This window comes from Brevundimonas sp. LM2 (assembly GCF_002002865.1).
Classification (GTDB): Bacteria; Pseudomonadota; Alphaproteobacteria; order Caulobacterales; family Caulobacteraceae; genus Brevundimonas.
The window spans coordinates 136,752-160,459 of sequence record NZ_CP019508.1 but is presented as its reverse complement, the minus strand read 5'-3'; the positions used below and the strand labels follow the sequence as shown (position 1 = coordinate 160,459).

At 70.7% G+C, this 23,708-nt stretch carries 28 protein-coding genes and 1 pseudogene; 11 read left to right on the top strand and 18 right to left on the bottom strand.

Translation table 11 applies throughout. The annotated features are described in order from the left end of the window. Positions 1–64 precede the first annotated feature (64 nt). Positions 65–2,182 carry a response regulator gene (locus BZG35_RS00780; protein ID WP_216351875.1) on the top strand — a complete coding sequence of 706 codons (2,118 nt, stop codon included), beginning with the start codon at positions 65–67 and terminating at the stop codon, positions 2,180–2,182. Here BZG35_RS00780 and BZG35_RS00775 read toward each other — a convergent pair whose 3' ends face one another. Together BZG35_RS00775 and BZG35_RS00770 are read right to left on the bottom strand one after the other, a co-directional pair. Continuing rightward, positions 2,183–2,953, bottom strand: coding sequence for a metallophosphoesterase (locus BZG35_RS00775; RefSeq protein ID WP_077353894.1), 771 nt, complete (start codon positions 2,951–2,953; stop codon positions 2,183–2,185). Then, complete coding sequence (locus tag BZG35_RS00770; protein ID WP_077353892.1) at positions 2,937–3,716, bottom strand: nucleotidyltransferase; 780 nt, start codon at positions 3,714–3,716, stop codon at positions 2,937–2,939. Before BZG35_RS00770 ends, BZG35_RS00775 begins: the two co-directional genes overlap by 17 nt. A 130-nt stretch (positions 3,717–3,846) precedes the next feature. Here BZG35_RS00770 and BZG35_RS00765 point away from each other — a divergent pair, with 130 nt between their 5' ends. Further along, positions 3,847–5,022 (top strand): serine hydrolase, encoded by a 1,176-nt coding sequence (locus BZG35_RS00765; protein ID WP_150125876.1) that lies wholly within the window; start codon positions 3,847–3,849, stop codon positions 5,020–5,022. 12 nt (positions 5,023–5,034) lie between these two features. On the opposite strand, the pseudogene BZG35_RS00760 reads toward BZG35_RS00765, so the two are convergent. From BZG35_RS00760 to BZG35_RS00735, 6 genes and pseudogenes are all read right to left on the bottom strand, one after another. Then, positions 5,035–5,713 (bottom strand): annotated as a pseudogene (locus tag BZG35_RS00760) (glutathione S-transferase family protein). A 39-nt stretch (positions 5,714–5,752) separates the two neighbouring features. Then, positions 5,753–6,160: a response regulator gene (locus tag BZG35_RS00755; RefSeq protein WP_077353889.1), complete on the bottom strand. Its 408-nt coding sequence runs from the start codon at positions 6,158–6,160 to the stop codon at positions 5,753–5,755. A 94-nt stretch (positions 6,161–6,254) separates the two neighbouring features. Further along, entirely contained in the window at positions 6,255–8,405 is a 2,151-nt protein-coding gene (locus BZG35_RS00750) for an NAD(+) synthase (protein WP_077353888.1), read from the bottom strand. A gap of 178 nt (positions 8,406–8,583) precedes the next feature. Further along, on the bottom strand, positions 8,584–9,420 hold the full coding sequence (locus BZG35_RS00745) for an alpha/beta fold hydrolase (RefSeq protein WP_077353886.1): 837 nt from the start codon (positions 9,418–9,420) through the stop codon (positions 8,584–8,586). A 23-nt stretch (positions 9,421–9,443) separates the two neighbouring features. After that, positions 9,444–10,061 (bottom strand): TetR/AcrR family transcriptional regulator, encoded by a 618-nt coding sequence (locus BZG35_RS00740; protein WP_077353884.1) that lies wholly within the window; start codon positions 10,059–10,061, stop codon positions 9,444–9,446. Then, positions 10,061–10,465 carry a hypothetical protein gene (locus BZG35_RS00735; protein ID WP_077353882.1) on the bottom strand — a complete coding sequence of 135 codons (405 nt, stop codon included), beginning with the start codon at positions 10,463–10,465 and terminating at the stop codon, positions 10,061–10,063. Before BZG35_RS00735 ends, BZG35_RS00740 begins: the two co-directional genes overlap by 1 nt. A gap of 95 nt (positions 10,466–10,560) precedes the next feature. Between BZG35_RS00735 and BZG35_RS00730 the strand changes: the two genes are divergently transcribed. Then, the gene (locus tag BZG35_RS00730) at positions 10,561–10,779 is read left to right on the top strand and encodes a hypothetical protein (protein WP_150125875.1); all 219 of its coding nucleotides are present in this window, start codon (positions 10,561–10,563) and stop codon (positions 10,777–10,779) included. An 84-nt stretch (positions 10,780–10,863) separates the two neighbouring features. Beyond that, positions 10,864–11,325, top strand: coding sequence for a hypothetical protein (locus BZG35_RS00725; protein WP_077353878.1), 462 nt, complete (start codon positions 10,864–10,866; stop codon positions 11,323–11,325). Here the strand turns inward: BZG35_RS00725 and BZG35_RS00720 are convergent. Then, positions 11,288–12,205 carry a LysR family transcriptional regulator gene (locus BZG35_RS00720; protein ID WP_253189228.1) on the bottom strand — a complete coding sequence of 306 codons (918 nt, stop codon included), beginning with the start codon at positions 12,203–12,205 and terminating at the stop codon, positions 11,288–11,290. The genes BZG35_RS00725 and BZG35_RS00720 overlap by 38 nt on opposite strands. Before the next feature lie 108 nt (positions 12,206–12,313). On the opposite strand from BZG35_RS00720, the gene BZG35_RS00715 reads away from it, so the two are divergent. From BZG35_RS00715 to BZG35_RS00690, 6 genes are all read left to right on the top strand, one after another. Next, complete coding sequence (locus BZG35_RS00715) at positions 12,314–13,330, top strand: zinc-binding alcohol dehydrogenase family protein (protein WP_077353876.1); 1,017 nt, start codon at positions 12,314–12,316, stop codon at positions 13,328–13,330. A 66-nt stretch (positions 13,331–13,396) separates the two neighbouring features. Further along, positions 13,397–13,879, top strand: coding sequence for a PH domain-containing protein (locus BZG35_RS00710; protein WP_077353874.1), 483 nt, complete (start codon positions 13,397–13,399; stop codon positions 13,877–13,879). Beyond that, positions 13,876–15,393 (top strand): PH domain-containing protein, encoded by a 1,518-nt coding sequence (locus BZG35_RS00705; protein ID WP_077353872.1) that lies wholly within the window; start codon positions 13,876–13,878, stop codon positions 15,391–15,393. The genes BZG35_RS00710 and BZG35_RS00705 overlap by 4 nt, the downstream gene beginning before the upstream one ends. A 9-nt stretch (positions 15,394–15,402) precedes the next feature. Then, positions 15,403–16,341 (top strand): signal recognition particle-docking protein FtsY, encoded by a 939-nt coding sequence (gene ftsY, locus BZG35_RS00700; RefSeq protein WP_077353870.1) that lies wholly within the window; start codon positions 15,403–15,405, stop codon positions 16,339–16,341. Position 16,342: 1 nt separating this feature from the next. Beyond that, complete coding sequence (locus tag BZG35_RS00695) at positions 16,343–17,041, top strand: inner membrane-spanning protein YciB (RefSeq protein ID WP_077353868.1); 699 nt, start codon at positions 16,343–16,345, stop codon at positions 17,039–17,041. Between the two features lie 110 nt (positions 17,042–17,151). Continuing rightward, positions 17,152–17,754, top strand: a complete 603-nt coding sequence (locus BZG35_RS00690; protein ID WP_077353866.1) for a MarR family winged helix-turn-helix transcriptional regulator — start codon at positions 17,152–17,154, stop codon at positions 17,752–17,754. 1 nt (position 17,755) lies between these two features. On the opposite strand, the gene BZG35_RS00685 is transcribed toward BZG35_RS00690, so the two are convergent. The 6 genes from BZG35_RS00685 to BZG35_RS00660 all read right to left on the bottom strand — a co-directional run bounded on the left by BZG35_RS00685 (position 17,756) and on the right by BZG35_RS00660 (position 21,095). Continuing rightward, positions 17,756–18,004 (bottom strand): hypothetical protein, encoded by a 249-nt coding sequence (locus tag BZG35_RS00685; RefSeq protein ID WP_077353864.1) that lies wholly within the window; start codon positions 18,002–18,004, stop codon positions 17,756–17,758. Between the two features lie 71 nt (positions 18,005–18,075). Continuing rightward, positions 18,076–18,666: a DsbE family thiol:disulfide interchange protein gene (locus BZG35_RS00680; RefSeq protein ID WP_077353862.1), complete on the bottom strand. Its 591-nt coding sequence runs from the start codon at positions 18,664–18,666 to the stop codon at positions 18,076–18,078. Further along, positions 18,663–18,857: a heme exporter protein CcmD gene (gene ccmD / locus BZG35_RS00675; protein WP_077353860.1), complete on the bottom strand. Its 195-nt coding sequence runs from the start codon at positions 18,855–18,857 to the stop codon at positions 18,663–18,665. The genes BZG35_RS00680 and ccmD overlap by 4 nt, the downstream gene beginning before the upstream one ends. Further along, on the bottom strand, positions 18,857–19,573 hold the full coding sequence (gene ccmC / locus BZG35_RS00670) for a heme ABC transporter permease CcmC (RefSeq protein WP_077353858.1): 717 nt from the start codon (positions 19,571–19,573) through the stop codon (positions 18,857–18,859). The genes ccmD and ccmC overlap by 1 nt, the downstream gene beginning before the upstream one ends. A 61-nt stretch (positions 19,574–19,634) precedes the next feature. Further along, entirely contained in the window at positions 19,635–20,702 is a 1,068-nt protein-coding gene (gene prfA, locus BZG35_RS00665) for a peptide chain release factor 1 (protein WP_077353857.1), read from the bottom strand. A gap of 81 nt (positions 20,703–20,783) precedes the next feature. Beyond that, on the bottom strand, positions 20,784–21,095 hold the full coding sequence (locus tag BZG35_RS00660; protein ID WP_077353855.1) for a hypothetical protein: 312 nt from the start codon (positions 21,093–21,095) through the stop codon (positions 20,784–20,786). Positions 21,096–21,305: 210 nt separating this feature from the next. Here BZG35_RS00660 and BZG35_RS00655 point away from each other — a divergent pair, with 210 nt between their 5' ends. After that, entirely contained in the window at positions 21,306–22,085 is a 780-nt protein-coding gene (locus tag BZG35_RS00655) for a sulfite exporter TauE/SafE family protein (protein WP_077353853.1), read from the top strand. A 103-nt stretch (positions 22,086–22,188) separates the two neighbouring features. Here the strand turns inward: BZG35_RS00655 and BZG35_RS00650 are convergent, their stop codons facing one another. The 3 genes from BZG35_RS00650 to BZG35_RS17805 are packed head-to-tail and all read right to left on the bottom strand — an operon-like array spanning position 22,189 to position 23,552. Further along, on the bottom strand, positions 22,189–22,464 hold the full coding sequence (locus BZG35_RS00650; protein ID WP_077353851.1) for a type II toxin-antitoxin system RelE/ParE family toxin: 276 nt from the start codon (positions 22,462–22,464) through the stop codon (positions 22,189–22,191). A gap of 3 nt (positions 22,465–22,467) precedes the next feature. Then, on the bottom strand, positions 22,468–22,641 hold the full coding sequence (locus BZG35_RS00645) for a stability determinant (RefSeq protein WP_077353849.1): 174 nt from the start codon (positions 22,639–22,641) through the stop codon (positions 22,468–22,470). Between the two features lie 50 nt (positions 22,642–22,691). Continuing rightward, positions 22,692–23,552 carry a serine aminopeptidase domain-containing protein gene (locus BZG35_RS17805; RefSeq protein ID WP_171981845.1) on the bottom strand — a complete coding sequence of 287 codons (861 nt, stop codon included), beginning with the start codon at positions 23,550–23,552 and terminating at the stop codon, positions 22,692–22,694. Positions 23,553–23,708: the final 156 nt, after the last annotated feature.

The following is a 23,708-nucleotide window of genomic DNA, read 5'->3' as shown; positions in this document are numbered from 1 at the left end:
CATCAACGCAAAGCGTTAATCCCCGGCGTGGCAAAGCTTGGCCGTTGCGTCGTTGGAGGGGTGCGTGAGGGGTCGTTGGCGGCTGTTTCGTCATGAAGCGGGGCAGCGGGCGGGGCCACCGGCCTGGGCCTATGTTCTGCTCTACGGCCTGTGTCTTCTGGTCGGCCTGTGGAGCTCGGCCCGGTTCGACGCGGTCGTGCTGTGGCCGGCGAACGGGGTGCTGCTGGCGGCGCTGCTCCAGCTGCACCGCCGCAAGGCCATTCCCGTGGCGCTGGCCTGTGTCGCGCTGAACCTGGCCACCAATGCGGTGCGCGGCGATCCCATGCCGTTCCTGTGGCTCTGTCCGGCCCTGAACCTGACCCAGATCGCGATCGCGGGGATGCTGGCGCGGCGGTTCTGCGGCGCGGCCCTGGATCTGCGACGACCGCGCCGGCTGCTGGCCTATGCGCTCCTGGCCATCGTTCCCGCCGTCTTTGTCAGCACGGCCATCAGCATCACGACCTTCGTCGGGGTTCACGATTTCCCGATCAAGATCATCTTGTTCGTCGCCGAGCGGACCTTCGCCATGGAGGCGCTGGGCCTGTTCACGATCACCCCGATCCTGATGCTCCTGGCCCGACGCCATCGTTTCCGCGACGTCGTCGTTCGCGGCCGACGCCTGGAGGTCATCGGCCTGTTCGGCCTGTTGGGGCTGGTGACGGCGGCCGTCTTCGCCCAGTCCAGCCAGCCGATCCTGTTCCTGGTCTTTCCGCCCCTGCTGCTTCTGCTGTTCCGAGCGCCCCCGACCTGGGCCGCCGCGTCCGTCTTCCTGATCACCCTGATCAGCGGCTTCGCGACCTTGAAAGGCCATGGCCCCATCGTCCTGGCCCGGCTGGATCCGGACCTCCAGGGCGCGGTCCCGGCGGTGATGCAACGGCTGAACGTCCTCTATGCCTTCATGACGACGGTGGTGGCGGTGGCCCTGCCGGTCAGCACGGTGGTGTCGGAGCGCCATCGCCTGCTCGAACGGATGGAGGCGCGCCGCGCCGGGGCCCAGGCCGCGCGTCGCCGGGCCGAGGCCGCGGACGCCGCCAAGTCCCGGTTCCTCGCGGTCATGAGCCACGAGATGCGTACCCCCCTGCACGGGGTCCTCGGCCATGCCGAGGTCCTGTCGCGTCGGCCCGGCCTGGCCCGCGACGTCCGCGCCCAGCTGGACCAGATCCAGGCGTCCGGCGCGGCCCTGCTGACCCTGGTCGAGGACGTGCTGGAGGTGACGAGCGACGCCGCCGAGCCGACCCTGGCCCCCGTTTCCCTGGCCACCCTGCTGGACCAGGCCGCAGCCGCCAGTCGCGACTTGGCCGCCGGAAAGGGGCTGGCGCTCGTCCTGGTCGTGGAGCCCGGCGCGGACGCCCCGGTGCTGGCCGACGGACGCCGGGTCCGGCTGATCCTGCACCGCCTCATCGGCAACGCCGTCAAGTTCACCGCCGCCGGACGGATCGAGGTCTGCGCCGCGCGCGACGGGGCGGACATCGTGCTGCGCGTGATTGACACCGGTCCCGGAGTCGATCCGAGCCTTCGCGACTCCCTGTTCCAGCCCCTGGTCCAGGGCGACGACTCCCTGACCCGCGCCCATGTCGGCGCCGGTCTGGGCCTCGCGGTCGCCGCCCGCATGACGCAGAGCCTGGGCGGCACGATCGCCCTGGAATCGACGTCGGATGCAGGCTCGACCTTCGTGGTCCGCCTGGCCCTGGCCCCGGTCGACGCCGCCGCAGCCGATGCGGCGGGCTCGCGCCCGTCCGACGGCGCCGGCGCCGGGCGTGTCCTGGTGGTCGACGACCATCCCACCAACCGCGAGGTCGCCCGGCTGATGCTGGCCCCGCTGGGCTGCGAGATCCGCGAGGCCGTCGACGGCGTGGAGGCGGTGGACCTGGCCTCGACCACCCGGTTCGACCTGATCCTGATGGACGTGCGCATGCCGCGCATGGACGGGCTGGCGGCGACCCGGGCCATCCGCGCCCTGGCCAAGCCCTGGTGCGACACCCCGATCCTGGCCGTCACCGCCGACGCCATGCCGGAGGATGTCGATCGCTGCCTGGCGGCCGGCATGGACGGCCATCTGGCCAAGCCCTTGACCCACGCCGGCCTGTTCGCGGCCATCGAGGCGGTCATGCCGAGCGAGGCCGAGGCGACGGTCGCCGGCTGATCAGACCTCGAACACCCGGTAGGGCTGTTCGCCCAGGGTCCGCAGCACCGGCAGCGCCACGTTGTAGACCGGCACGCCCCGGTTGGTACGGCCCTCGGGCGCGCCGCGGTGGGCGTGGCCGTGCACCACCAGGCTGACGTTGTCGTAGCGGTCGATGGTCTCGGCCAGGCGCGACGAGCCGAGGAAGCAGTGGATCTCCGGTGGTTCGCCGATCACCGTGTCGACCACGGGCGCATAGTGCAGCAGCACCACCGATCGTTCGGTCCGCAGCGACCGGATCGAGGTCTCCAGCTGGTTGGCGTCCTCGACCGCCTCCTGCACGAAGGTCTTGATCGAGGCCTCGCCGAACGGACTCAGCATGTAGCGGCCGAAGCCGCCGACAAAGCCCTTGGCCCCGGCGAAGCCGACGCCGTCGATCTCGTGGTTGCGGCCGCCCGACAGCATGGTGACGCCCGCGTCCTCGAACATCTGCATCACCACGTCCGGCTGGCCGCACTCGTGCTCGTGGTTGCCCATGACCCCGACCATCGGGATGCGGCAGGTCTTCAGGTCCTCGGCCAGGGCCTCGACCTCGGGGGTCTTGCCGAAATTGACCATGTCCCCGCACAGGCACAGGACGTCGGCGACATCGCCGACCCGCTCGAACAGGTCGCGATAGGGCGACGGCCCCTCGCCGACGTGCAGGTCGCCCACCGCCGCCACGCGCAGCCGCCTCGTCGGGCCCGCGTCCATGCCGGGCTGGGGCGTCTGAGGGTCAATGGATGGGGTCATGGCGTTCCTCCAGACCCTTGCCGACCACGTCGCCGAAGCCGAAATCGGTGATGTCGGCGATATAGTCGCGCGGGCTGAACAGGCGGCCGCGACAGACCCGGACGCGCGGCGCCGGCAGGGTGACCTGGGCCTCCAGCCGCTGGGCCAGTTCGGTCATCAGCCAGGCGGGGATGTTGTCGCGCTCGGTCGGATAGGCGAAGCGGAAGTTCAGCAGGTGCGCCATGAGCACCTCCCAGTACAGATCCATCTGGTCCAGCAGCGACTTCCAGTCGATGGCGGCCGCCTGTTTCAGGATGACGTGGTTCACGTCGGCCCCGTCATAGCGATAGCGGTCCTGGATGAAGACCTTGGACAGGATCAGGGCCGTCGGCGGGGTGATCTTCACCTCGTGGCCGTAGACTTCGATCGTGTCGTCGCCGAACCAGCTGTCGGACACCGCGATGGTGCCGTTCGACATGGCGAAGATCACGTCGAAGAAATGCTTCTCGTCCTTCCAGACCTTGGCGATCCAGCGCTCGTCCTCGACGTCGGTGCGATAGCCGCGGGCCTGGAAAAAGGCCAGGATCCGGGGATAGTCCCCGGGCTTGCAGAACACGTCCAGGTCCTTGGTCGGCCGCTTGATCCCCGTGTAGGCGGTCACCGCATAGGTGCCGGACAGCAGGAAGGGAATGCCGCTCTCCTGCAGCAGCCTGAGGGATTCGGCATAGAATTCGACCGCATCCTCGGGCGGATGGAAGGTCGGATCGACGGCGGTCTCGGTCATGCGGCACCCTGGGGACAAGGGCCGGGAAACGCCTCTGTCGTGTGGCCGGTTCCGCCGCCCGGCGGCATGGCCGGGCTTCCCAATCGCCAAGCTTCGCGGCAAGCTGCGGCGTCTCCGGGAGAACCTCGCCATGCGCCGCCTCCGCCGTTCCACCCTCGGCTGGAAGGTCCTGCTCGCGGTCCTGACCGCGACGCCGGCCGCCGCCGGGATCGCCCAGGTCCCGCCCCCCGCCGCCTTCGTCGTCCCGGCCGACATGCAGGTGCTGTTCTGGCCGGCGGAGCGGCGCGAGCGCGACCTGCGCCGCATGGCCGAGCTGATCCCCCACGCGCGGATCGCGCCCTCGCCCGCGCCCCGACCCCTGCCGGCGGGGGAACCCCTTGACCTCGACCCCTCAGCCTTCATGGAGGCCGAGCGGGTCGCCGGCCTGCTGGTCATTCACCGGGGCCAGGTGCGGCTGGAGCGTTACGGCCTGGGCCTGACGGCCGCGGACGTTTGGGACAGTTTCTCCATCACCAAGTCCCTGACGTCGACCCTTGTGGGGGCGGCCCTGGCCGAGGGGGCGATCCGCTCGACCGACGACCGCGTCACCGACTATCTTCCCGAGCTCGCGGGCGGGGCCTATGACGGGGTCAGCGTCGACGACGTCCTGACCATGCGGTCCGGGGCGCGCTGGGACGAGGACTATACAAGCGCCACCTCCGACGTGGCCCGGTTCTATCTGACGCCGCCGCCGGCCGAGACCGACGCCACGGTGGCCTATCTGCGGGCCCTGCCGAGGGCCCATCCGCCGGGCCAGCACTGGAACTACAACACCGGCGAGACCAATCTGATCGGCGTGCTGGTGGCGCGGGCCACCGGCCGGCCGCTGTCGGCCTATCTGAAGGAGAAGATCTGGGATCCGGCCGGCATGGAGTCGCCGGCCTTCTGGATGCTGGACGCCCAGGGTCGCGAGGCCGGGGGCTGCTGCGTCTCGGCGACCCTGCGCGACTGGGGCCGGGTCGGGCTGATGGCGCTGGAGCGGGGCGCGGTGCCCGGCGGGGCGATCGCCACCCCCGCCTGGTTCGAGACCGCCACGGCCCAGAGGATCGACTTTCCGGACTCCGATCGCGGCTACGGCTCCCAGTGGTGGACCCGGGGCGAGGGGGCGCGGTTCGAGGCCGCCGGCATCTTCGGCCAGCTGATCCATGTCGATCCGGCCAAGGACCTGGTCGTGGTCGTCCTCGCGGCCTGGCCCACCGCCACCGGCCGCGCCCGCTCCGAGGCCCGCCTCGCCATGATCGACCGGATCCGGGCCGCCGTGGATTAGGCGGCCTGCGCCTCAGTCCTGCGGGACCGGCCGGGCGTCGGCATAATCGCCCTCGAACGGAAAGCGCTCGGCCCAGAAGTCCGCCAGCGCGGGCAGGGCGTCCACCCGCCGCGCCACCGTGCCCAGTCGGGGGGCCACTGCGTGGAATCGCGGGCGCAGCGGCCGCCAGCGGCTGACGACGGCCAGATAGAGGTCGAGCACCGACACCGTGTCGCCCAACAGGAACCGCCCGGCCGGGGTCAGTTCCGCCTCCATCACCGCCCAGCAGTCCGAGATCCGCTGTTCCGTGCGTTCCAGCAGCAGGCCCTGCGCCGCCGGATCCTCGCCCGCCAGACGCGACGGCACGTCCCGGGGCCAGTACATCGAATAGATCGAGGCCGGGATGAAGGTCATCCAGCGCAGGAACCGGCCGCGCATCGGGTCGCCCGCTTGCGGCGCCAGCCCCGCCTCCGGATACCGTTCCGCCAGCCAGATCAGGATCGCCGCTCTCGGTCAGGGTCTCGCCTTCGGGCGTCACCAGGGCCGGCAGCTGGCGCATCGGATTGACCGGGGCGACCTTGTCGCGCTGGTGGTCTCCCTCCCAGGTCGGGGCCTCGATCACCGCATAGGGCGCGCCGATCAGGGTCAGCGCCGCCTCGACCGGCACGGAACCGGAGCCGGCGGCGCCATAGACTGTGTAGCTAATCGTCATTCGGCTCGCTCCCTCGCCGCGATCGGACTGCGTCCAGCGCTAGACGGCTTTTGCCAAAGGCTCCGGCCGTTTTCCATCCGGCAGCAGGCGGCGGAGTTCGCTGTGCACGATGTCCGCCGAGAAGGGCTTGGAGATGAAGGCGGCCTTGGGCGGCAGGTCGCCGTCCGCCGGGCTCAAGCGCCCGCTAGAGACGACGATCTCGATATGGGGCCAGTGTTCGGCCACGTGGCGCGCCAGGGCGAACCCGTCGGTCGCGCCCGGCATTTCGACATCCGTGAACAACAGAACGACCTGTTCCCACTTCGCGGACAGGACCTCGATCGCTGCGTCGCCGGACTCCGCATCGAGGCAGCGAAACCCCGCGTCCTCCAGAATCTGCGTGGCATCCATCCGGATGATCACCTCGTCATCGACGGCGAGCGCATAGGGGACTGTCGAGGTTTCCATAATGGAAACAATGCGCGCTGACGGATTGGGTTCGAGAGAAAACGACCGGCCGTCAGGCCGCACCGCCTCGAAGGCCGTCGCCCGCTGCCGGGGTCTAGTCCGGCACGTTGGCGTCCAGCTCCGCCAGCCAGGCCCCCGCATTGCCATCGGACGGCGCGCGCCAATCGCCCCGCGGCGACAGCGATCCCCCCGTGACCACCTTGGGGCCATTGGGCAGGGCGGACCGTTTGAACTGGCTGGTCTGGAAGAAGCGAACCAGGAATTTGCGCAGCCAGGCCTTGATCGTCGCCAGATCGTATTCGACCCGCTCGGCGTCGGGCGTGTTGGCCGGCCACTGACCCCGCGCCGCGTCGCCCCAGGCCTGATGCGCCAGGAAGGCCACCTTCGACGGGGTCATGCCGAAGCGGGTGATGTGGAGCAGGAAGAAGTCGTTCAGCGCATAGGGGCCGACCGTTCCCTCGGTCGACTGGATCTTCCCGTCCGCCCCCGCCGGAACCAGTTCGGGCGAGATCTCGGTGTCGAGGATGGCGTGCAGCACGGCGGCCGCCCCGGCCATCTCGGGCCGCCCGGCGACCCATCGGATCAGGTGGCGGATCAGCGTCTTGGCCACCCCGCCGTTGACGTTGTAGTGGCTCATATGGTCGCCGACGCCATAGGTGGCCCAGCCCAGGGCCAGCTCCGACAGGTCGCCGGTGCCCAGGACGAAGGCCCGGTTCTGGCTGGCCAGGCGGAACAGATAGTCGGTCCGCAGACCGGCCTGGACGTTCTCGAAGGTTATGTCGTGGACCGGTTCGCCGCCCGCGAAGGCGTGGCCGATGTCGCCCAGCATCTGCAGGGCGGCGGGCTTGATGTCGATCTCCCCTGCCGTGACGCCCAGGGCGGTCATCAGGGCCCAGGCATTGGCCTTGGTGCCCTCCGAGGTCGCGAAGCCCGGCATCGTATAGGCCAGGATGCCGGTCCGCGGCAGGGTCAGCCGGTCGAACGCCCGGCAGGCCACCAGCAGGGCCTGGGTCGAATCCAGCCCGCCGGAGACGCCGATCACCAGCCGCTCGGCCCCCGTGGCCGTCATCCGCCGCATCAGGCCCTGGACCTGGATGTTGAAGGCCTCGAAACAGTCCTGATCCAGCCGGGCCGGGTCATCGGGCACGAAGGGGAACCTGTCGAGGGGACGGATTAATCCTCCCCCCTTGGGGGAGGTGGCGCGGCGCGGCTTCGCGTCGTGACGGAGGGGGCTCACGGCCGGCGGAGTGTCTGAGGTTGCCCCCTCCACCACTTCGTGGTCCCCCTCCCCCAATGGGGGAGGAATACGGAACCCGAGCCGGACATAGCCCTCCTCGTCCAGCTCGCGTCGGGCGCAGTCGGCGAAGGTGCCGGTGCGCATCCGCTCCTGGCCGATGCGCTCGACGTCGACGTCGGCGATGGTCAGGTGGCTGTCCAGGGCGAACCGCTCGCCCGAGGCCAGGCGCGTGCCCAGTTCGTGGATCGTCGCCTGGCCGTCCCAGGCCAGGTCGGTGGTACTCTCGCCCCAGCCCGAGGCGGCGAAGACATAGGCGGCCATGGCCCGGGCCGACTGGCTGGCGCACAGCAGGGCGCGTTCGTCGGCCTTGCCGATGACGACGTTGGAGGCCGACAGGTTCAGCAGGATCCGCGCCCCCGCCAGGGCCTGGCGCGTCGACGGCGGCAGGGGGGCCCAGTAGTCCTCGCAGATCTCGACCCCGACCACGAACCCCGGCCGGTCGTCGGCCTCGAACAGCAGCCGGGTCCCGATCCAGCTGTCGCGCCCGTCGAGGCGGATCGTCTCGGCCCCGATGTCGTCGCCCGGCGAGAACCAGCGCTTCTCGTAGTATTCGCGGTAGTTGGGCAGATAGGTCTTGGGCACCACGCCCACGATCTCGCCGCCCGCCAGCACCACGGCCCCGTTCAGCAGCCGGTCGCCGTGGCGGATCGGAGCCCCGACCACCGCCACCACCCCGGCCTCGCCCGCCACGGCCGCCAGGTGGCCCAGCTGTCGCTCCACCGCGTCCAGCAGCGTGGTCTGCAGATGCAGGTCGTCGATCGCATAGGCGCTGAGCGACAGCTCGGGGAAGACGACGAGCTCGCAGCCCTGCGTCCCCGCCGACCGGATCAGGGTCGCGTGTTCCGCCGCATTGGCCACGGGGTCGGCGATGTGGACCACCGGTGTGGCGGCGGCGACGCGGACGAAGCCGTGGGTGCGGGAAGAATGAAAGTCGCGACGGTCGGGCATGGGTCAGTCCGGAGCGTCCCGGCGGGGACGAGGGGTCCGGGGTCTTCTATCAGGCCGGGCACGGGGACGCCAAAGGAGACCCGATCACCGCGACAGCGTCGTGGCGATCAGGGATGAAGCCGCAGCCGGAAGGCGCTCACGTCCCCGTGGCCGGGGGCTGGGGCCCGGGGGCCGAGGGTCATGGCCGGTCGCCCACGGGCTCGGCCCCGGACGCGCCGCGCGCGGCGTTCAGGAACCGGTCGAGGGCGCTGTTGAACAGGGCCGGCCGCTCCAGCATGACGGCATGGCCGGTGTCGGGGACCGGGAGAAATCGCGCGCCCTGAATGGCGTCGGCGACCGCCCGCGCCGTCGCCGGCGGCACCGGCCGGTCCTCCGTGCCCGACACCACCAGGACCGGGGCCGTGATGGCGGACAGCTCGTGGATGATGGACCGGCGATGGGCCGAGGCCCGGGCCGCATGGGCCAGGGATCGCGGCAGCCGTTCCAGATATCGCTTCCAGTGCCGGCGCTCTCCGGCGCGCGCCGGATCCTTCAGGAAGGAGGGGCCGAACAGGATGTTCAGGAGCGGACGCACGAACGGCCGCGGTCCGAACAGCGTCACGCCGGCGATGAGGACGCGGTAGGCCGGCATCTTGCGCGGGGCCTCGGCCTCGGCGCTGGGGCCGATGAGGACCAGGCTCCGCAGCAGGTCCGGGCGGCGGGCCGCGACCCGCAGGGCGATGAAGGCCCCCATCGAGAACCCCACCAGATGACAGGCACCCGCGTCGAGACTTTGAATCAGCTCGGCGACGTCGGCGGCCAGGTTGTCGAGGTCGAGGCCGGCCCGGACATGGGCCGACCGGCCCTGGCCGCAGAGGTCGAAGGTGACGATGCGGTAGCGGTCCGAGAAGGCCGCCACCTGGCCGGCCCAGGACTCCGAGGCCAGCATCAGGCCATGGACGAAGACGAGGGTCTCGGGGCCGCGTCCGGACTCGTCGTAGTGGAGGCGGACGCCTCCGATCAGGATGTCGGGCATGGTTCCTGCTTTCTGTCTGGGATTCAGTCCGGATAGGCGGCGAGCATGTGGTCGATCGCGGTCTCGATCCGTCGCCAGCCGGCATCGTCCAGGACGACGCCGGCGAAGCCGCCGCGGATGGAGGCGGCCAGGGCCAGGTGCTGGACGGCGGCCAGCAGCACCACGTTCAGCGCCACGACGTCGCCGTGCGGCGGCAGCGCGAGATCCGGCCTGCGCGAGACCGTCCACCGCTGCATGACCGCCGATCGCGCGGCCTCGAGCCGGCGCAGCAGCGGCGTATCCTGACTCAGCTCCCAGGCCACGAGCCGGAGGATCAGGGGGCGCGACCTCAAGGCGTCGAGATAGGCCAGCAGCAGTTCGCGCGCGAAGGCCCGGTAGGTGGGGGCGGCCACCGGCGGCCGGGCCGCCAGGGTCTCGCCCAGCCACAGGTCCAGCCGGCCGGCCAGGGCCTCGACCACCCCCTCGACGCCGTCGAAATAGCGGTAGACCAGTTTACGGTCGACGCCGGCCTCGGCGGCCAGGGTGTTGACGTTCAGACTGGTCCACCCGTCGCGCAGCAGCAGGCGTTCGGCCGCCGCCACGATGGCCGCCTCGGTGGCCGGGCGGTCGCGGGGGCGGGGGGCGGACGGGACCTCCGGCATCAGCGCCCCCCGGCCGAAGCGGCGCAGGCGCGCAGAGCGACGGCCCGGTCCCGCTCGAAGGTCGCGGCCCAGCGCGCGTCGTAGTCGCCCAACCGCACCTCGGCTCGCGCGCCGGTGTCGGCGGGCCGGATGGTGACGCTCTCATAGGCCGCGCCATAGCCGGCCAGCGAATAGCGCCACTGTTCGCCATCCCGCACGAACCGGCTCAGCGGCAGGAAATCGGCCCGTTCCTGGAAACAGGCCGCGAAGGCCTCGACGGACAGTGGGCTGTCGACCACCGCATCGGGGGCCTGGGCCGCCAGCAGATCGAGGTCGGCGACGCCGACGCGCGGCGCGGCACACGCCTGAAGCGCCAGCAGGGCGGCCGCCAGCGGTGCGGCGGGGAGAAGGGAGGCAAGCGTCATCGGGGGCACAGCTCTCGGCGCGACGGGTCGGGCTTGACACTTCTCATCACTGGGACATACATAAGTCTCACCACTGAGACAACAGGAAAATGACGATGACGATGCGACTGTCCGAAAGGCGAAAGGCCGGGGCCGCCCTGGTCGGCTTCGCGGTGGCGGTGAACGGGCCCTATGCCCTGCTGGTGCAGCGGTTCGGCTATGACGAAGTGCTGCGCCGACCCGCGCTCGACGTCCTGGCCGCCTTCGATGCGGGCGGACCCGCGCTGATCGTGATCTGGCTGGCCTTCGCCGCCTGTGCCCTGAGCTTCCTGTAGGTCTCGGCCTGGACGGGCGAGGCGGTCGAGGCGGCCGGAGGGCGCTGGCCGCGCTGGGCGGCGACGGCGGGGGCGGCCTCGGCCGTGGCCCAGGCGATCGGCCTGTCGCGCTGGGTCTTCGTGGTCCCGGGCCTGACCGATCGCGCCCTGTCCGACGATCCCCTGGCCTCGGCCGGTGCCGTGGCCGTCTACCAGGGCCTGCACCAGTTCGCGGGCGTGGCGATCGGCGAATGGCTGGGTCAGACCCTGATGGCGGCCTGGACCCTGGCGCTGGGCCTCGCCCTGGTCGCCGGGCCCCTGGCGCGGGGAGCCTGGTCCCGCGGGCTGGGCCTGTTCGCCCTGATCCTGTCGCCGCTGTGGATCCTGGGCCAGGCCGAGCTCCTGGCCACCGTCGATCCGGCCTTCCCCGATCTTCAGATCACCCAGTGGGTCTTCACCGCCTGGATGGCCTGGGTGCTGGCCCTGGGTCTGACCTGGCTGGTCCAGGGCGACCGCGGACGCGACGGTGTCACGAACCCGACGGCGCCGCCCGGACGAAATCGATGAAGGCCCTGACCGCGACGGAGGGGTGGCCGTTGAGCGGGTAGTAGAGGAAGAAGCCGGGCTGGGGCGGGCAGAAGCGCTCGAGGACCCGAACCAGCCGGCCGGAGGCGATCAGCGGCGCGACCAGGAGGTCGGGCAGGGCGGCGATGCCCATGCCCGCCAGCACCGCGCCGCAGAGGACGCCCGTATCGTTGACCGTCAGACGGTCTTCGATCGCGATCTCGAGGGGCCGGCCGTCGTCCTCGAACCGCCAGCGCGCCACCGCCCGGGACGGCCGCCAGCGATAGTTCAGGCAGACATGGTTCAGCAGGTCGCGCGGGTGGCCGGGCACGGCGCGGCTCCGGAAATAGTCCGGCGATCCCACCACCGCGACGCGGACGTCGGGCGTAAGGCGGACGGCGGCCATGTCCTGGGCCACCCGCCCGCCGATGCGGATGCCGGCGTCCTGCCCCTGGGCGACGATGTCGCTCAGGTCGTCGTCGACGGTCAGGTCCAGGGTGATCGCGGGAAAGGCGGCGGCGAAGCGCGCCAGCACCGGAGCCAGGATCAGCTCGGCCGCGACCCGCGGCAGGTTCAGCCGCACCACGCCGCGCGGCGTGTCGCTGATGGCGACGATCTCGTCGACCGCGCTGTCCATCGCGGCGACCAGCCCCGGCAGGCGGGCGAACAACTGCGCGCCGGCCGCTGTCAGGCTGACGCTGCGCGTCGTGCGGTTGAGCAGCCGCACGCCCAGGCGGGTTTCCAGCCGCCCGATCGCTCGACTGATGACCGACGGCGTCGATCCCAGCCGATGCGCCGCGCCGCGGAAGCTCAGCGCCTCGGCGACGGCCATGAAGACCAGAAGCTCCTGATAGTCCCAGCCCGTCATGCTGTTGCTCTCCATGCAACAGCGCATTGCCATTGGTGCGCATTGCGATCAACGGCGGCCCTCATACCTGTGGCCGTGATGGGGGCCCCGAGGCGCCCGCGCGATGCTTTGAAAGGATCAGACATGACCATCGACAACCGGGCGGCCTGGCAGCGCCAGCCGGGCGAGCCCCTGACCGTCGGGCCAACCGAGGCGCCGGTCCCCGGACACGGCGAAATCCTGGTGCGGAACGCGGCGGTCGCGATCAACCCGCTGGACTACATCCTCCAGGACATGGCCCTGCTGCCCTGGCTCGACTATCCGCTGATCGCCGGCAGCGACGTCGCCGGCACGGTGGTGGCCGTGGGCGAGGGCGTCGACCGGTTCGCCGTGGGCGACCGCGTCCTGGGCCAGGCCGTCGGCACCACGGTCAATGCCCCGTCCCAGGGCGCCTTCCAGCAGCACACCATCGTGCTCGCCCATATGGCGGCGCCGATCCCGGACGATCTGCCAGCGACCCACGCCGCGGTCCTGCCGCTCGGGCTCGGCACCGCCGCCTCCGGCCTCTACCAGGCCGGCAATCTCGGCCTGCGTCCCCCGTCGGACACCCCCCGGACCGGCGGCGAGACCCTGCTGGTCTGGGGCGCGTCGTCGAGCGTCGGTTGCAACGCGGTCCAACTGGCGACGGCGTCGGGTTACGTGGTCTTCGCCACCGCCTCGCCTCGCAACGCGGCGATGGTGCGCGCTCTCGGCGCCGTGGAGGTGCTCGACCACGGCGACGCTCGGGTGGTCGAACTGATGGTGGCGGCGCTGCGGGGCCGGACGGTGGTCGGGGCGTTTCATGCCACCGGGGATCTGGCCGACACCGTCGCCGTCATGCACCGGGTGGAGGGGCGACGTCTCGTCGCGACGACCCTGCCGCCGCAGATCCAGCCGCCCGAAACGGTCGAGATCCGCGCGATCGCCGGCACCAGCCTGCGGGACGATGAGGTCGGCCCCATGATCTACCGCGACTATCTGCCCGCCGCCCTCGCCTCCGGCCGCTATGTCGCCGCGCCGGCCCCCCGGATCGTCGGTCGCGGCCTCGAGGCCTTCCAGCCCGGCCTCGACCTGCAACGGGCGGGCGTCTCCGGCACCAAGCTGGTGGTCGATCTGTCCTGACGCCGGGGCGCCGCGTCAAGGCGAGCCCTTGAGCCACAGGGGCGCGCAGGCGCATAAGACGGGTCGATGGCCTTCGCACCCGTTCCGCTGCAACCCCTGGAGCGTGGCTACCTCGCGGTGCTGCGCCTGCGATCCCTCATCGGATGGTCGATCAATGCCGGCCTGGCGGCCGTCGCCGACGTCGGCCTGCATGCGCGCACCGGCCTGCCGTTCGGGGTGGTGGTGATCCCCATTCTCCTGCTCGGCTTGATCTCCGTCGTCTTCCTGGTGCCGGGGCGCTGGCGGCGCTGGGGCTATGCCTTCACCGAGCGGGAGCTGCATGTCGCCCGGGGCTGGCTGACGCGCGTCCACACCATCGTTCCGGTCGCCCGGGTCCAGCAGATCGACGTCAGCCAGGGACCGCTCGAACGCGGCGCGGGGGTCGCGACCCTAAGCCTGCATACCGCAGGGACCGAAAACAGCCTGGTCGTGCTGCCGGGCATCAGCCGCCAGAGGGCCGAGGACATCCGCGACGCGATCCGGGGTCGCATCCGCGACGCGGCCTGGTGAGCGCGCCCGATATCCCGACCGATGCGGAGGCCCTGCCGCCGCGACGGCTGGATCCGCGGACCATTCTGGTGCGGGGCCTGCAGAGCTTCCCCTCCGCCATCCTGGGCATCCCCGTCTTCCTGGCCTGGTCGCGCGGGGAGGGCCTGCCGCTGGGGGCCCTGCTGGGGGTGATGGGGCTGCTGCTGGGGATACTGCTGCTGACCGGCTGGCTGCGCTGGAGGACCTTCACCTATCAGATCCTGCCGGGGCAGCTGGTCATCGCCCGCGGCCTGTTCAACCGGACCCGCCGGTCGATCCCCGCCGAGCGGATCCAGGACGTCTCGATCAAACAGGGGCTGGTGTCGCGTTTGTTCGGCCTGGCGGAGGTGCGGATCGAGACCGGCGGCGGGGCGGCGGACGAGGGCCGGCTGGACAGCGTCAGCCTGCCGGAAGCGCATCGGCTGCGGGCGGTTCTGCGCGGCATCCGGGCGGAGGCGCAGGTCGGGGACCCGGACGGCCGCGACGAGGCGGTCGAGGCACCGGATGCGGCCGAGACCGTCCTGTTCCGGATGGGCCTGCCCCGCCTGCTGGCCTTCGGGATGTTCAACTTCTCCCTGGTCTGGATCGCCGCCATCTTCGGCGTCCTGCAGTATGCCGACCAGGCCCTGAGCTTCGATCGGGAGCGCTGGCTGGAACTGGCCGGCAGGGCCGAGCGCGAGCTGCAGCCCTGGCTGAACGCCCCCGTCTTCCTGGCCGTGGCCGGGGCCGCCGTTGTCCTGGGTCTGGCGGCGGGGATCGTGCGGACGGTGCTGACGTATCACGGCTTCACCCTGACCCAGGCCGGGGAGCGGTTCCGCTACGGGCGCGGCCTGCTGACCCGCACCGAGGTGGTCGTGGCCCGGCGGCAGATCCAGCTGGGGCTGGTCGAGCGCGGCACCGTCAGCGGACGCCTCGGCTGGGGGGCGCTGAAGGTCCAGACCCTGGGCGGCAGCGACGAGGCCTCAGGGCGACAGGAACTGGCGCCTTTCGCCCGACCGCACGAAATCGCCCCAATCCTGGCCCTGACCGGGCTCCCGCCGTTCGAACCGGCCGGGCTGCGGCCGGTCTCGCCCTGGCATGCCCTCGGCGGGCTTATCGGGTTCGTCCTGGTGCCGGCGGCCATGCTGGCGGTGGCATCGGCGTTCTCTCCATGGGCAGGATTCGGTCTGCTGCTCCTGCCGCTGCCGCTGGCGATCGCCCTGCTGCGGCGGCGGTTTCACAAGCATGCCCTGGCCGACACCAGCGTGCAGGTGACGCGCGGGGTGATGACGCGGCGCGACTGGACCGTGCCCTATGGCAATGTGCAGGCGGTCACCGTGCGGCGCGGGCCGCTGCAGCGCCTGGTGGGGATCGCCACGGTGCGGATCGACACCGCCGGGGCGCGCGGGCTGCACCGTCCGCACGTGCACGATCTCGACCTGGCGGTGGCCGAGGCCTTCGTCGGCGATCTCGTCGCGCGCGTGGAAGCCCGTGACGCGGGCCCCCGTCTCGGATAAGCGGAGCGGATGACCGATACGCCGAAGACGGGCTGGTTCCAGCGCCTCAGCCAGGGCCTGGCCCGCTCCAGCCAGCAGATGACCGAGACGGTCGTCGGCGCCTTCGTGAAGGAGCCGCTGAGCCAGGCCGCGCTGGACCGGCTGGAAGAGCATCTGCTGGAAAGCGATCTGGGGCCCGCCGCCACCGACCGGATCGTGGCCCGCTTCCGCGAGCTGCGCTTCGGCAAGGTCTCGGACGAGCGCGAGGTCAAGGAGGCCCTGGCCGAGGCGGTCGCCGCCGAACTGTTGCCGCGGCAGGCGACGTTCGATCCGCTGTCGGAGGGGATCAAGCCCTATGTCGTGCTGTTCGTGGGCGTCAACGGCTCGGGCAAGACCACGACCCTGGGCAAGATCGCGGCCGACCTGACGGGCAAGGGGGCGAAGGTCATGATCGTGGCCGGCGACACCTTCCGCGCCGCCGCCCGCGAACAGCTGAAGGTCTGGGCCGAGCGGGCCGGGGCCCATTTCGAGAGTCGCCGCGACGGGGCCGATCCGGCGGGCCTGGCCTTCGACGCCTATACCAAGGCGCGGGCCGAGGGGTTCGACGTCATCCTGATCGACACGGCCGGGCGGCTGCAGAACAAGTCGGCCCTGATGGACGAACTGCTGAAGATCGTGCGGGTGCTGAAGAAGATCGATCCGGACGCCCCGCATGAGACCCTGCTGGTGCTGGACGCCACCGTGGGCCGCAACGCCCTGGCCCAGGAACAGATCTTCGGCCGGACGGCCTTCGTCACCGGCCTGGTCATGACCAAGCTGGACGGCACGGCGCGCGGCGGGGTCCTGGTGCCCGTGGCCCAGGCGTCCGACGCGCCCATCAAGCTGATCGGGGTGGGCGAAGGCATCGACGACCTGCAACCCTTCGACGCCCGCGCGTTTTCAAGGTCGCTGGTGGGGCTCGAGGACTGACATGACCGACACCCGCGCGACCGCTTCGAAGACGCCGCCGACCTGGATCCGTCAGGTCGTGGACTTCGGCGCCCTGGCGGCCTTCGCCGCCACCTTCCTGTTCTTCCGCCTGCGCGGCCTGCCCGGCGACGAGGCCCTGGTGCATGCGACCTGGGGCCTGGTGGCGGGCTCGGCCGTCGCCGTGGGCGTGGGGCTGTGGATGGAGCGGCGCCTGGCCCTCATGCCGCTGCTGGTCGGGGGCTTCGCCCTGGTGTTCGGGATCCTGACCCTGATCTTCAACGACGACCTGTTCGTGAAGCTGAAGGTCACGGTGCTGAACGGCTGCCTGGCCGTGGCTTTGCTGGGCGGTCTGTATCTGAACAAACAGCCGCTGAAGGCACTGCTGGGCACCGTCCTGCCGATCAACGACCGGGCCTGGCGCATACTGACCCTGCGCTACGGCCTGTATTTCGCGGTGGTGGCGGTGGTCAACGAACTGGTCCGGTCCGAGGCCCTGGTGGCCTGGGCCGCGCCCCGCCTCGGCATGGCCGGGGCCGATCCGGCCGACGTCTGGGTCAGTTTCCGCGGTGTGCTGTGGATCGCCTCGTCCGTGTTCGGCCTGTCCCAGGTGCCCCTGATCATGAAGAACATGCTGCCGGACGCGGACCGGGACGGACCGATCGATCCCTCCGCGCCCGCGCGGCCCGACACCGCCCCCTGAACCGATCGGCCTCGTCCGGCGCAGACGCTTCGGTCCGCCCGCAAAATTAGTGTCTTCAAACCGTAAAGCTGCGCTGATAACCCTCCGCATACGGCAAAGGGGAATGCGCGATGGTCAAGTCCGGCAAACAGGCACGACGGTCCGGCACGCTCGCCGATTCGCCCAGCCATCTGATGCATCGGGTGCTGCAACTGGCGCTCGACATCTATGCCGAGGAGGCCGGCGACGGCGGCCCGACCCAGCGCCAGTTCGCGGTCATGGAGGCGGTCTCGGTCCGCTCCGGCCTGACCCAGACCGATCTGGTCAAGGCCACGGGCATCGACCGCTCGACTTTGGCCGATCTGGTCGCCCGGATGACGACCAAGGGGCTGCTGGCCCGTCAACGCTCCAGCCTGGACGCCCGCGCCATGGCCGTCAGCCTGTCGGCCGAGGGTCAGGCCCTGCTGGAAGCCGCCCGCCCCCGCGTCGAGGCCGCCGACAAGCGGATCATGGGCCTGCTGCCCAAGGCCAAGCGCGAGGGTTTCCTGGAACTGCTCGGCGAACTCGCCGCCTCCGCCGATGCGGCGCCGGAACAGGCCCGGGCCGAGGCCAAGGCGCTGAAGAAGGCGCAGAAGGAGGCCCGCAAGGCCGAGAAATCGGCCAAGAAGGCCGCCGAGCCGGTCAAGAAGGCGCGCAAGGTCAAGAAGCTGCGGACCGCCGAACCCGTCGCTTGAGCTAGACCCGGATATCCAGGAACTGGCCCAGACGAGGCAGACGCAGAGCATCCGACGACGATGCCGATGACGGTTCCGGCTCGGACATCGGCGTCGGTGCGCGTGCCCGGGTCGGGGCCGCGGCGGCCGGGGCGGCCTGGACGTCGGCCAGGGCCGCGCGGAAAAAGGCTGCCTGGGCCGCCCGCATCGGGGGCGCCTGACCCGAGGGGGCGGCGGGCAGGGCAGGCCGGGCGGGACGAATCGCACTCATGCCGACAGGGTTAACCACATCCATCGAGAAACGGTTAACGCGGGCGGGTGGGCGCTAACGCTCGCCGGCCGCTACCGCGCCGCCGCGTCGCGCTCGGCGGGGGTGCGGGCGGTCGGCAGGGGCCGGGACGGGGCGATCAGGGCGTCGGTCATCCGCCTCAGGTCCGCGTCGGTCAGCAGGGGGCCGGAAGACTTGGCCACCACCTCGCCCATCGCATTGACCGCGAAGCTCTCGGGCACGCCCGAGATGCCCAGGTCCAGACCGGCGCGGCCGTCCTGATCGACCAGGACCAGCTCGAAGGGGTCGCCGAGCTCGTCGAGGAAGGCCTGGGTCGCCTCGGGCTCGTCCTTGTAGGCGACGCCGACGACGGCGATCCCCTGGGCCTGCAGCTTCAGCAGCTGCGGATGCTCGACCCGGCAGGGGGCGCACCAGCTGGCGAAGACGTTGACGATCATCGGCTTGCCGACGCCCGCCGTGCGCAGGTCGACATTCTGCGGCCCGGGCACGCCGTCCTGCAGGATCGGCAGGACCGTCTCGGGCACGGTCTGGCCGACCAGGGCCTCGGGCTTGAACTCGGGATCGCGCTTCAGCGACCAGCCGATGAACAGGACCGCCAGGGCCGCCAGCACCACCAGCGGGATCAGGGACAGCCAGCGGGTCATTCCTGTGGGCCTACCGCGCCTTGCGCTGCTTGAGGCCGGTCGGCGGGCGTGTCTTCCAGCGACTGCAACGCCGCCTTCCATCTGCGCGAGGCCGCCAGGGCGCGCACCACGACCGCACCCAGAACGACGGCGCTGATGCCCCAGGCGGGCCAGACGAAGGCGGCATAGGGGCTCATGTCGAAGTCGGGCATCAGGCCTCCAGCGCCTGGCGCGCGCGGATCGTCTGGACCCGGCGCCGCACGATCTCGGTGCGGATGGCGGTCAGCCAGACCGCCAGGAACAGGACGGCGTAGGCGGCCATCATGGTCAGGAAGGGGGCCAGGTACACGCCCAGCGACTGCCCCCCGGCGCGCAGGAGGGACGCCGGCTGGTGCAGGGTGTTCCACCAGTCGACCGAGAATTTCACGATCGGCAGATTGATGAGCCCGACCAGGCCCAGGATGGCGGCCGCCCGCGCCGCGCGCGCCTCGTCATCGATGGCGGAGCGCAGGGCGATGTATCCAAGGTAGAACAGAAACAGCACCAGAACGCTGGTCAGGCGCGCATCCCACACCCACCAGGTCCCCCACATCGGCTGCCCCCAGAGGGCGCCCGTGACCAGGGCCAGGAAGGTCAGCGCCGCGCCGGGAATGGCGGCGGCCCGCGCCGCCGCATCGGCCAGGGGATGGCGGAACACCAGGGCGAAGAAGCTCGACACGCCGAGGGCGGAATAGGCCATCAGGCCGACGGAGGCCGCAGGCACATGGACGAACATGATGCGCACGGAATCGCCCTGCTGATAGTCGACCGGGACCGTGAAGCTGAGCCAGATCCCGATCAGCAGCAGCACGCCGGCCACGCCCCACAGCACCGGCACCAGGGGCCGGGTGAACGACATGAACCGTTGGGGGTTGGCGAGGCCGAACATCGTCTTGCGCCTTACGCGGGCCGGACGCGCCGGGCAAGCGTGCCGGCGTCGCGGGCCGGGTTCAGGCGAACTCGGCCTCGAGGTCCGACAGGCGCGCGGCCTGGTCCTCGGCGATCAGGGCGTTCAGCATCGCGTCCAGATCGCCCTCCAGGATCTGCGGCAGGCTGTGCAGGGTCAGGCCGATGCGGTGGTCGGTGACCCGCCCCTGGGGGTAGTTGTAGGTGCGGATGCGCTCGGACCGGTCGCCCGATCCGACCTGTGACTTGCGCGCGTCCGAACGGGCATTGTCCTTCATCTGGCGCTGCATGTCGTACAGGCGCACCCGCAGGTTCTTCATCGCCTTGTCGCGGTTGACGTGCTGCGACTTCTCCGACGACGTCACCACGATCCCGGACGGAAAGTGGGTGATGCGCACCGCCGAGTCGGTCTTGTTGACGTGCTGGCCGCCCGAGCCCGAGGCGCGGTAGGTGTCGATGCGGATGTCCTTGTCGTGGATCTCGATCTCGACGTCCTCGACCTCGGGCAGGACGGCCACGGTGGCGGCCGAGGTGTGGATGCGTCCGCCGGCCTCGGTGGTCGGAACGCGCTGGACCCGATGCACGCCGCTCTCGAACTTCAGCCGGCCGAACACGCCGTCGCCGGTGACGGTGGCGATGATCTCCTTGTAGCCGCCGGCGTCGCCCTCGGTCGCCGAGTCCAGCTCGACCTTCCAGCCGCGGGTGGACGCGTATCGGGAATACATGCGGAACAGGTCGCCGGCGAACAGGGCCGCCTCGTCCCCGCCGGTGCCGGCGCGGACCTCCAGCACGGCCGAGGCGTTCTCGTCGGCGTCGCGCGGGGCCAGCAGCAGGGCGACGTCGCGCTCCATGTCCGGCAGGCGGGCGTTCAGCGTCTCCAGCTCGTCGGCCACCATGGCCGCCATGTCCGGATCGGCCGTCATGGCCTGAAGCTCCTCGATCTCCGTGCGCGCCTTGGCCAGGGCCAGGACCGCATCGGCGACGGGCTTCATCTCCGCGTGCTCCTTCGACAGGCGCACGATTTCCTGCCCGTCGCTGGCCGCGCCCATCCGCGCCTCCACCTGGTGGAAGCGGTCGAGGACCTGGTCGAGCTTGGACTGGGGAAGATGCAAAGACGGAAACCTCGGGCGGCGAAGCCAGCGCTTCTAGCGGCTCAAAGCCGATTGGTCACGCCGCCCGAGATGTCTTTGCCCTTAGGCGGCCTTGGACAGGCCTTCGCCGATGGCCTTCAGCTTGTCGCCGGCGGCGCCTTCGGCCTCGCCCGCGATCTCGGTCGTCTCCTGACCGAGCTTCTTGAGGAGCGTGCCGATCTTGGCGGAGTCGGGCTCCTTGGCCTTGAGGGCGGTCTTCAGCGCCCCGAGGTCGCGCAGGATGCTCTTGGCGCCCGTGCCCTCGACCTCCTTGAGGCTGTCTTCCCATTTCTCGATCAGGGTGACGCCCTTTTCGGCGCTGACCGACTCGATCCCGTTCTCGAGGGCATGCTGTGTTTCTGCGTACTGAACCATGGAACTCGCTCTGACAGGGGTTTGATCCTGCGCCGGACATCGTGTCTGGACGCCCGATCTGAACCGGGCTTGATGACTGGCGTTCCTGCGACGGGTTGTCGCGACGGGCGCAGGCCGACGTTCAGCAGCGCTATCGACGTCCAGCAGTTATTGCCGTTTCGACGGGTCGGAAGCGACGGTCTAGAGATCGCGCTTCGAGAAGGGGACTGAATGGATACGTTTTTCCTGTTTCTGCTGGTCGGGGCGGTGGCCCAGGCGGTCGATGGGGCCCTGGGCATGGCCTATGGTGTCATCTCCTCCTCGGTGCTGCTGGCCTTCGGCGTGCCGCCGGCGACCGCCTCGGCCAGCGTGCACGGGGCCGAGGTGTTCACGACGGCGGCCTCGGCCGGGTCGCACATCTGGCACAGGAACGTGGATTGGCGGCTGCTGCTGCCGCTGGCGATCGCGGGGGTCATCGGCGGCTGCGTCGGGGCCTATGTGCTGGCCGGGCTCGACGGCGACGTCATCAAGCCCTTCATCATCGCCTATCTGGCGGCCATGGGCTGCTACATCCTGTATCGCGCCACCCGGAACGAGCGTCCCCGCCACATCCCGCGCTGGCTGGTCGCGCCGCTGGGCCTGGTGGGCGGCTTCTTCGACGCCATCGGCGGCGGGGGCTGGGGCCCGACCGTCTCGTCCGCCATGGTCGGCGCGGGGGCCGAGCCGCGCCGCGCCATCGGCACGGTCAACACGGCCGAGTTCTTCCTGACGGTGGCCATCTCGGCGACCTTCGTCTGGGCCCTGGTGACCGGGCACTGGAAGGAGGCCGATGCGCTGGAGAACCATTTCTCGGCCGTGGCCGGCCTGGTGGTCGGCGGCCTGATGGCCGCGCCGTTCGCGGGCTGGATCACCAAGACCGTCCCCCAGCGGGCCCTGACCTACGGCGTCGGCGGCCTGTTGCTGCTGCTGGCCGGATTCCAGGGCATGCAGCTGGCGGGGGTCTTCGCCTGAGGCAGGCTTGCGGTCTTCATCCGTCGCGGACTACCGGCGCTCGATCTGCACCCCTTCGCACGTCCGGAGGACCTGGCGGTGGCCCACGGTTCACGGCATCCGTTCAGGGGTATTCGCGGCTGGTGTGGAGGACGCGCAGGATCCTGATGGTCTCGAGGCCTACGGCGTAGACCATGGTATAGTTGGGGTGGACGACAGCTTCCCGCGTTCCGGGCTCTCGGCCGGCCCGGTAGGCGAAGGGTCGCTCGCCCAATCGTTCGGCCGCAGTCCATATCGTCTCTGCCAACCTATCGGCCGCCGCTGGATTCCGAGTGCCAATATACAGGCTGATGGCATCCAGATCGTCGAAGGCCTCATCGGTCCAGGCGACGACCGCCACGGGTCACGTTTTCAGCGACGCGAGACGGGCCTTGATCCTGGCAACCACCTCGTCATGGGGAATATCGGGACCAGGGTTGGCTAAAGCCTCTCGCACCTTGGCGCGGAACCACACGTCATAGGCGGCCTCATCCTCGGTCGAGGCGAACTCGGAAACGATAGGGTCCAGGGCGGGCATCAGCGGATTATGCGCTTGGCGGCCTCGGGCGGCAAGCGACCGACCCGTGCCTAGCGCCGCTCGATCTGCACCCCGGCCGGCGCGACCAGCGTCGCAAGGCGCGCCGCCGCCTCGCCATTCCCCAGGGCATGGGCGCGCATGAAGTCGAGGGTGATGGTGCGCACCAACTCCCGCTGGGCCTCCGTCCCGTCGCGCACCAGATTGTGGTCGCCGCCTTCGAAGATCACCAGCATCCGGTCGCCGGAAGGCGAGCGGTCGTAGGGGCTGCGGTGGGCGTGCCAGTCGGGCGCATAGGTCGGGACCGTGTCGGCGTCGCCGGTGATCATCAGCAGGGGCGCGGCCAGGCCGGCATAGGTCTCGGGCGTGATCAGACCCGGCAGGTCGCCGGCCGTCGACAGGGCGACAATGGCCCTGACCAACGGATCGCCCATCGGGCCCATGGCCGTGACGGCCCCGCCCTGGATCAGGGCCAGCAGCGAGCCGAAGGAGTGTCCCGCCATGACCAGGGGGCGATCGGGGTGCTCGGCCTGGACCAGGGCCCGAACGGCAACGAGGTCGGCGACGCGCGTGGCCAGGGCCTGGCCTCCGCCGACCCGGCCGCCGCCGGGGTGACGCCGCGAATCGACGTGCAGGGGGGCGATCACGGTGAAGCCCGCTTCGGCCCATTGCGACAGCAACGCCGCATAGGCTTGTGGCTCGCCGCCGAGGCCGTGGCCGAAGACGATGACCCCCTGTTCCTCGGGCGCGGTCCAGACGAAGACGGGGATGTCGCGGCCGTCGGCGGCCTTCAGGGTCCGATCGCCGAGGGGCGCGACCGCCGGGGCCGGATCCGCCTGCGCCCAGCTCACCGCCGGGGCTGTGAGCCACAACACTGCGGCCAGCAGGCCGGCCAGGCGCGAGGCGAAGGTCATGGTGTGCTCCCCGGAAAGCCTGGAGCTTAGCCGGATTGCGCCATGGGGAAAGGCCGGGAGCGCTCGGCACGGCGGCAACGGCTGCGGGTGAAGGCGGACCGTTCGTGTGCCCCAACCGCTTGCTGAGCACAGGCGCAAGGGTAAGATATCTGGCGC

Excerpts from the sequence above, each read along its gene's own strand:
- BZG35_RS00730 (WP_150125875.1), top strand. The coding sequence starts at position 10,561 with ATGACGATGCGACTGTCCGAAAGGCGAAAGGCCGGGGCCGCCCTGGTC.
- BZG35_RS17805 (WP_171981845.1), bottom strand. The coding sequence starts at position 23,552 with ATGACCTTCGCCTCGCGCCTGGCCGGCCTGCTGGCCGCAGTGTTGTGG.
- BZG35_RS00740 (WP_077353884.1), bottom strand. The coding sequence starts at position 10,061 with ATGCCGGAGGTCCCGTCCGCCCCCCGCCCCCGCGACCGCCCGGCCACC.
- BZG35_RS00680 (WP_077353862.1), bottom strand. The coding sequence starts at position 18,666 with ATGACCCGCTGGCTGTCCCTGATCCCGCTGGTGGTGCTGGCGGCCCTG.
- BZG35_RS00660 (WP_077353855.1), bottom strand. The coding sequence starts at position 21,095 with ATGGTTCAGTACGCAGAAACACAGCATGCCCTCGAGAACGGGATCGAG.
- BZG35_RS00735 (WP_077353882.1), bottom strand. The coding sequence starts at position 10,465 with ATGACGCTTGCCTCCCTTCTCCCCGCCGCACCGCTGGCGGCCGCCCTG.
- ccmD (WP_077353860.1), bottom strand. The coding sequence starts at position 18,857 with ATGCCCGACTTCGACATGAGCCCCTATGCCGCCTTCGTCTGGCCCGCC.
- ccmC (WP_077353858.1), bottom strand. The coding sequence starts at position 19,573 with ATGTTCGGCCTCGCCAACCCCCAACGGTTCATGTCGTTCACCCGGCCC.
- BZG35_RS00690 (WP_077353866.1), top strand. The coding sequence starts at position 17,152 with ATGGTCAAGTCCGGCAAACAGGCACGACGGTCCGGCACGCTCGCCGAT.
- BZG35_RS00710 (WP_077353874.1), top strand. The coding sequence starts at position 13,397 with ATGGCCTTCGCACCCGTTCCGCTGCAACCCCTGGAGCGTGGCTACCTC.
- BZG35_RS00645 (WP_077353849.1), bottom strand. The coding sequence starts at position 22,641 with ATGCCCGCCCTGGACCCTATCGTTTCCGAGTTCGCCTCGACCGAGGAT.
- BZG35_RS00750 (WP_077353888.1), bottom strand. The coding sequence starts at position 8,405 with ATGCCCGACCGTCGCGACTTTCATTCTTCCCGCACCCACGGCTTCGTC.
- BZG35_RS00775 (WP_077353894.1), bottom strand. The coding sequence starts at position 2,953 with ATGACCCCATCCATTGACCCTCAGACGCCCCAGCCCGGCATGGACGCG.
- BZG35_RS00685 (WP_077353864.1), bottom strand. The coding sequence starts at position 18,004 with ATGAGTGCGATTCGTCCCGCCCGGCCTGCCCTGCCCGCCGCCCCCTCG.
- BZG35_RS00765 (WP_150125876.1), top strand. The coding sequence starts at position 3,847 with ATGCGCCGCCTCCGCCGTTCCACCCTCGGCTGGAAGGTCCTGCTCGCG.
- BZG35_RS00770 (WP_077353892.1), bottom strand. The coding sequence starts at position 3,716 with ATGACCGAGACCGCCGTCGATCCGACCTTCCATCCGCCCGAGGATGCG.
- BZG35_RS00655 (WP_077353853.1), top strand. The coding sequence starts at position 21,306 with ATGGATACGTTTTTCCTGTTTCTGCTGGTCGGGGCGGTGGCCCAGGCG.
- BZG35_RS00715 (WP_077353876.1), top strand. The coding sequence starts at position 12,314 with ATGACCATCGACAACCGGGCGGCCTGGCAGCGCCAGCCGGGCGAGCCC.
- BZG35_RS00745 (WP_077353886.1), bottom strand. The coding sequence starts at position 9,420 with ATGCCCGACATCCTGATCGGAGGCGTCCGCCTCCACTACGACGAGTCC.
- BZG35_RS00695 (WP_077353868.1), top strand. The coding sequence starts at position 16,343 with ATGACCGACACCCGCGCGACCGCTTCGAAGACGCCGCCGACCTGGATC.
- ftsY (WP_077353870.1), top strand. The coding sequence starts at position 15,403 with ATGACCGATACGCCGAAGACGGGCTGGTTCCAGCGCCTCAGCCAGGGC.
- BZG35_RS00755 (WP_077353889.1), bottom strand. The coding sequence starts at position 6,160 with ATGGAAACCTCGACAGTCCCCTATGCGCTCGCCGTCGATGACGAGGTG.
- BZG35_RS00720 (WP_253189228.1), bottom strand. The coding sequence starts at position 12,205 with ATGGAGAGCAACAGCATGACGGGCTGGGACTATCAGGAGCTTCTGGTC.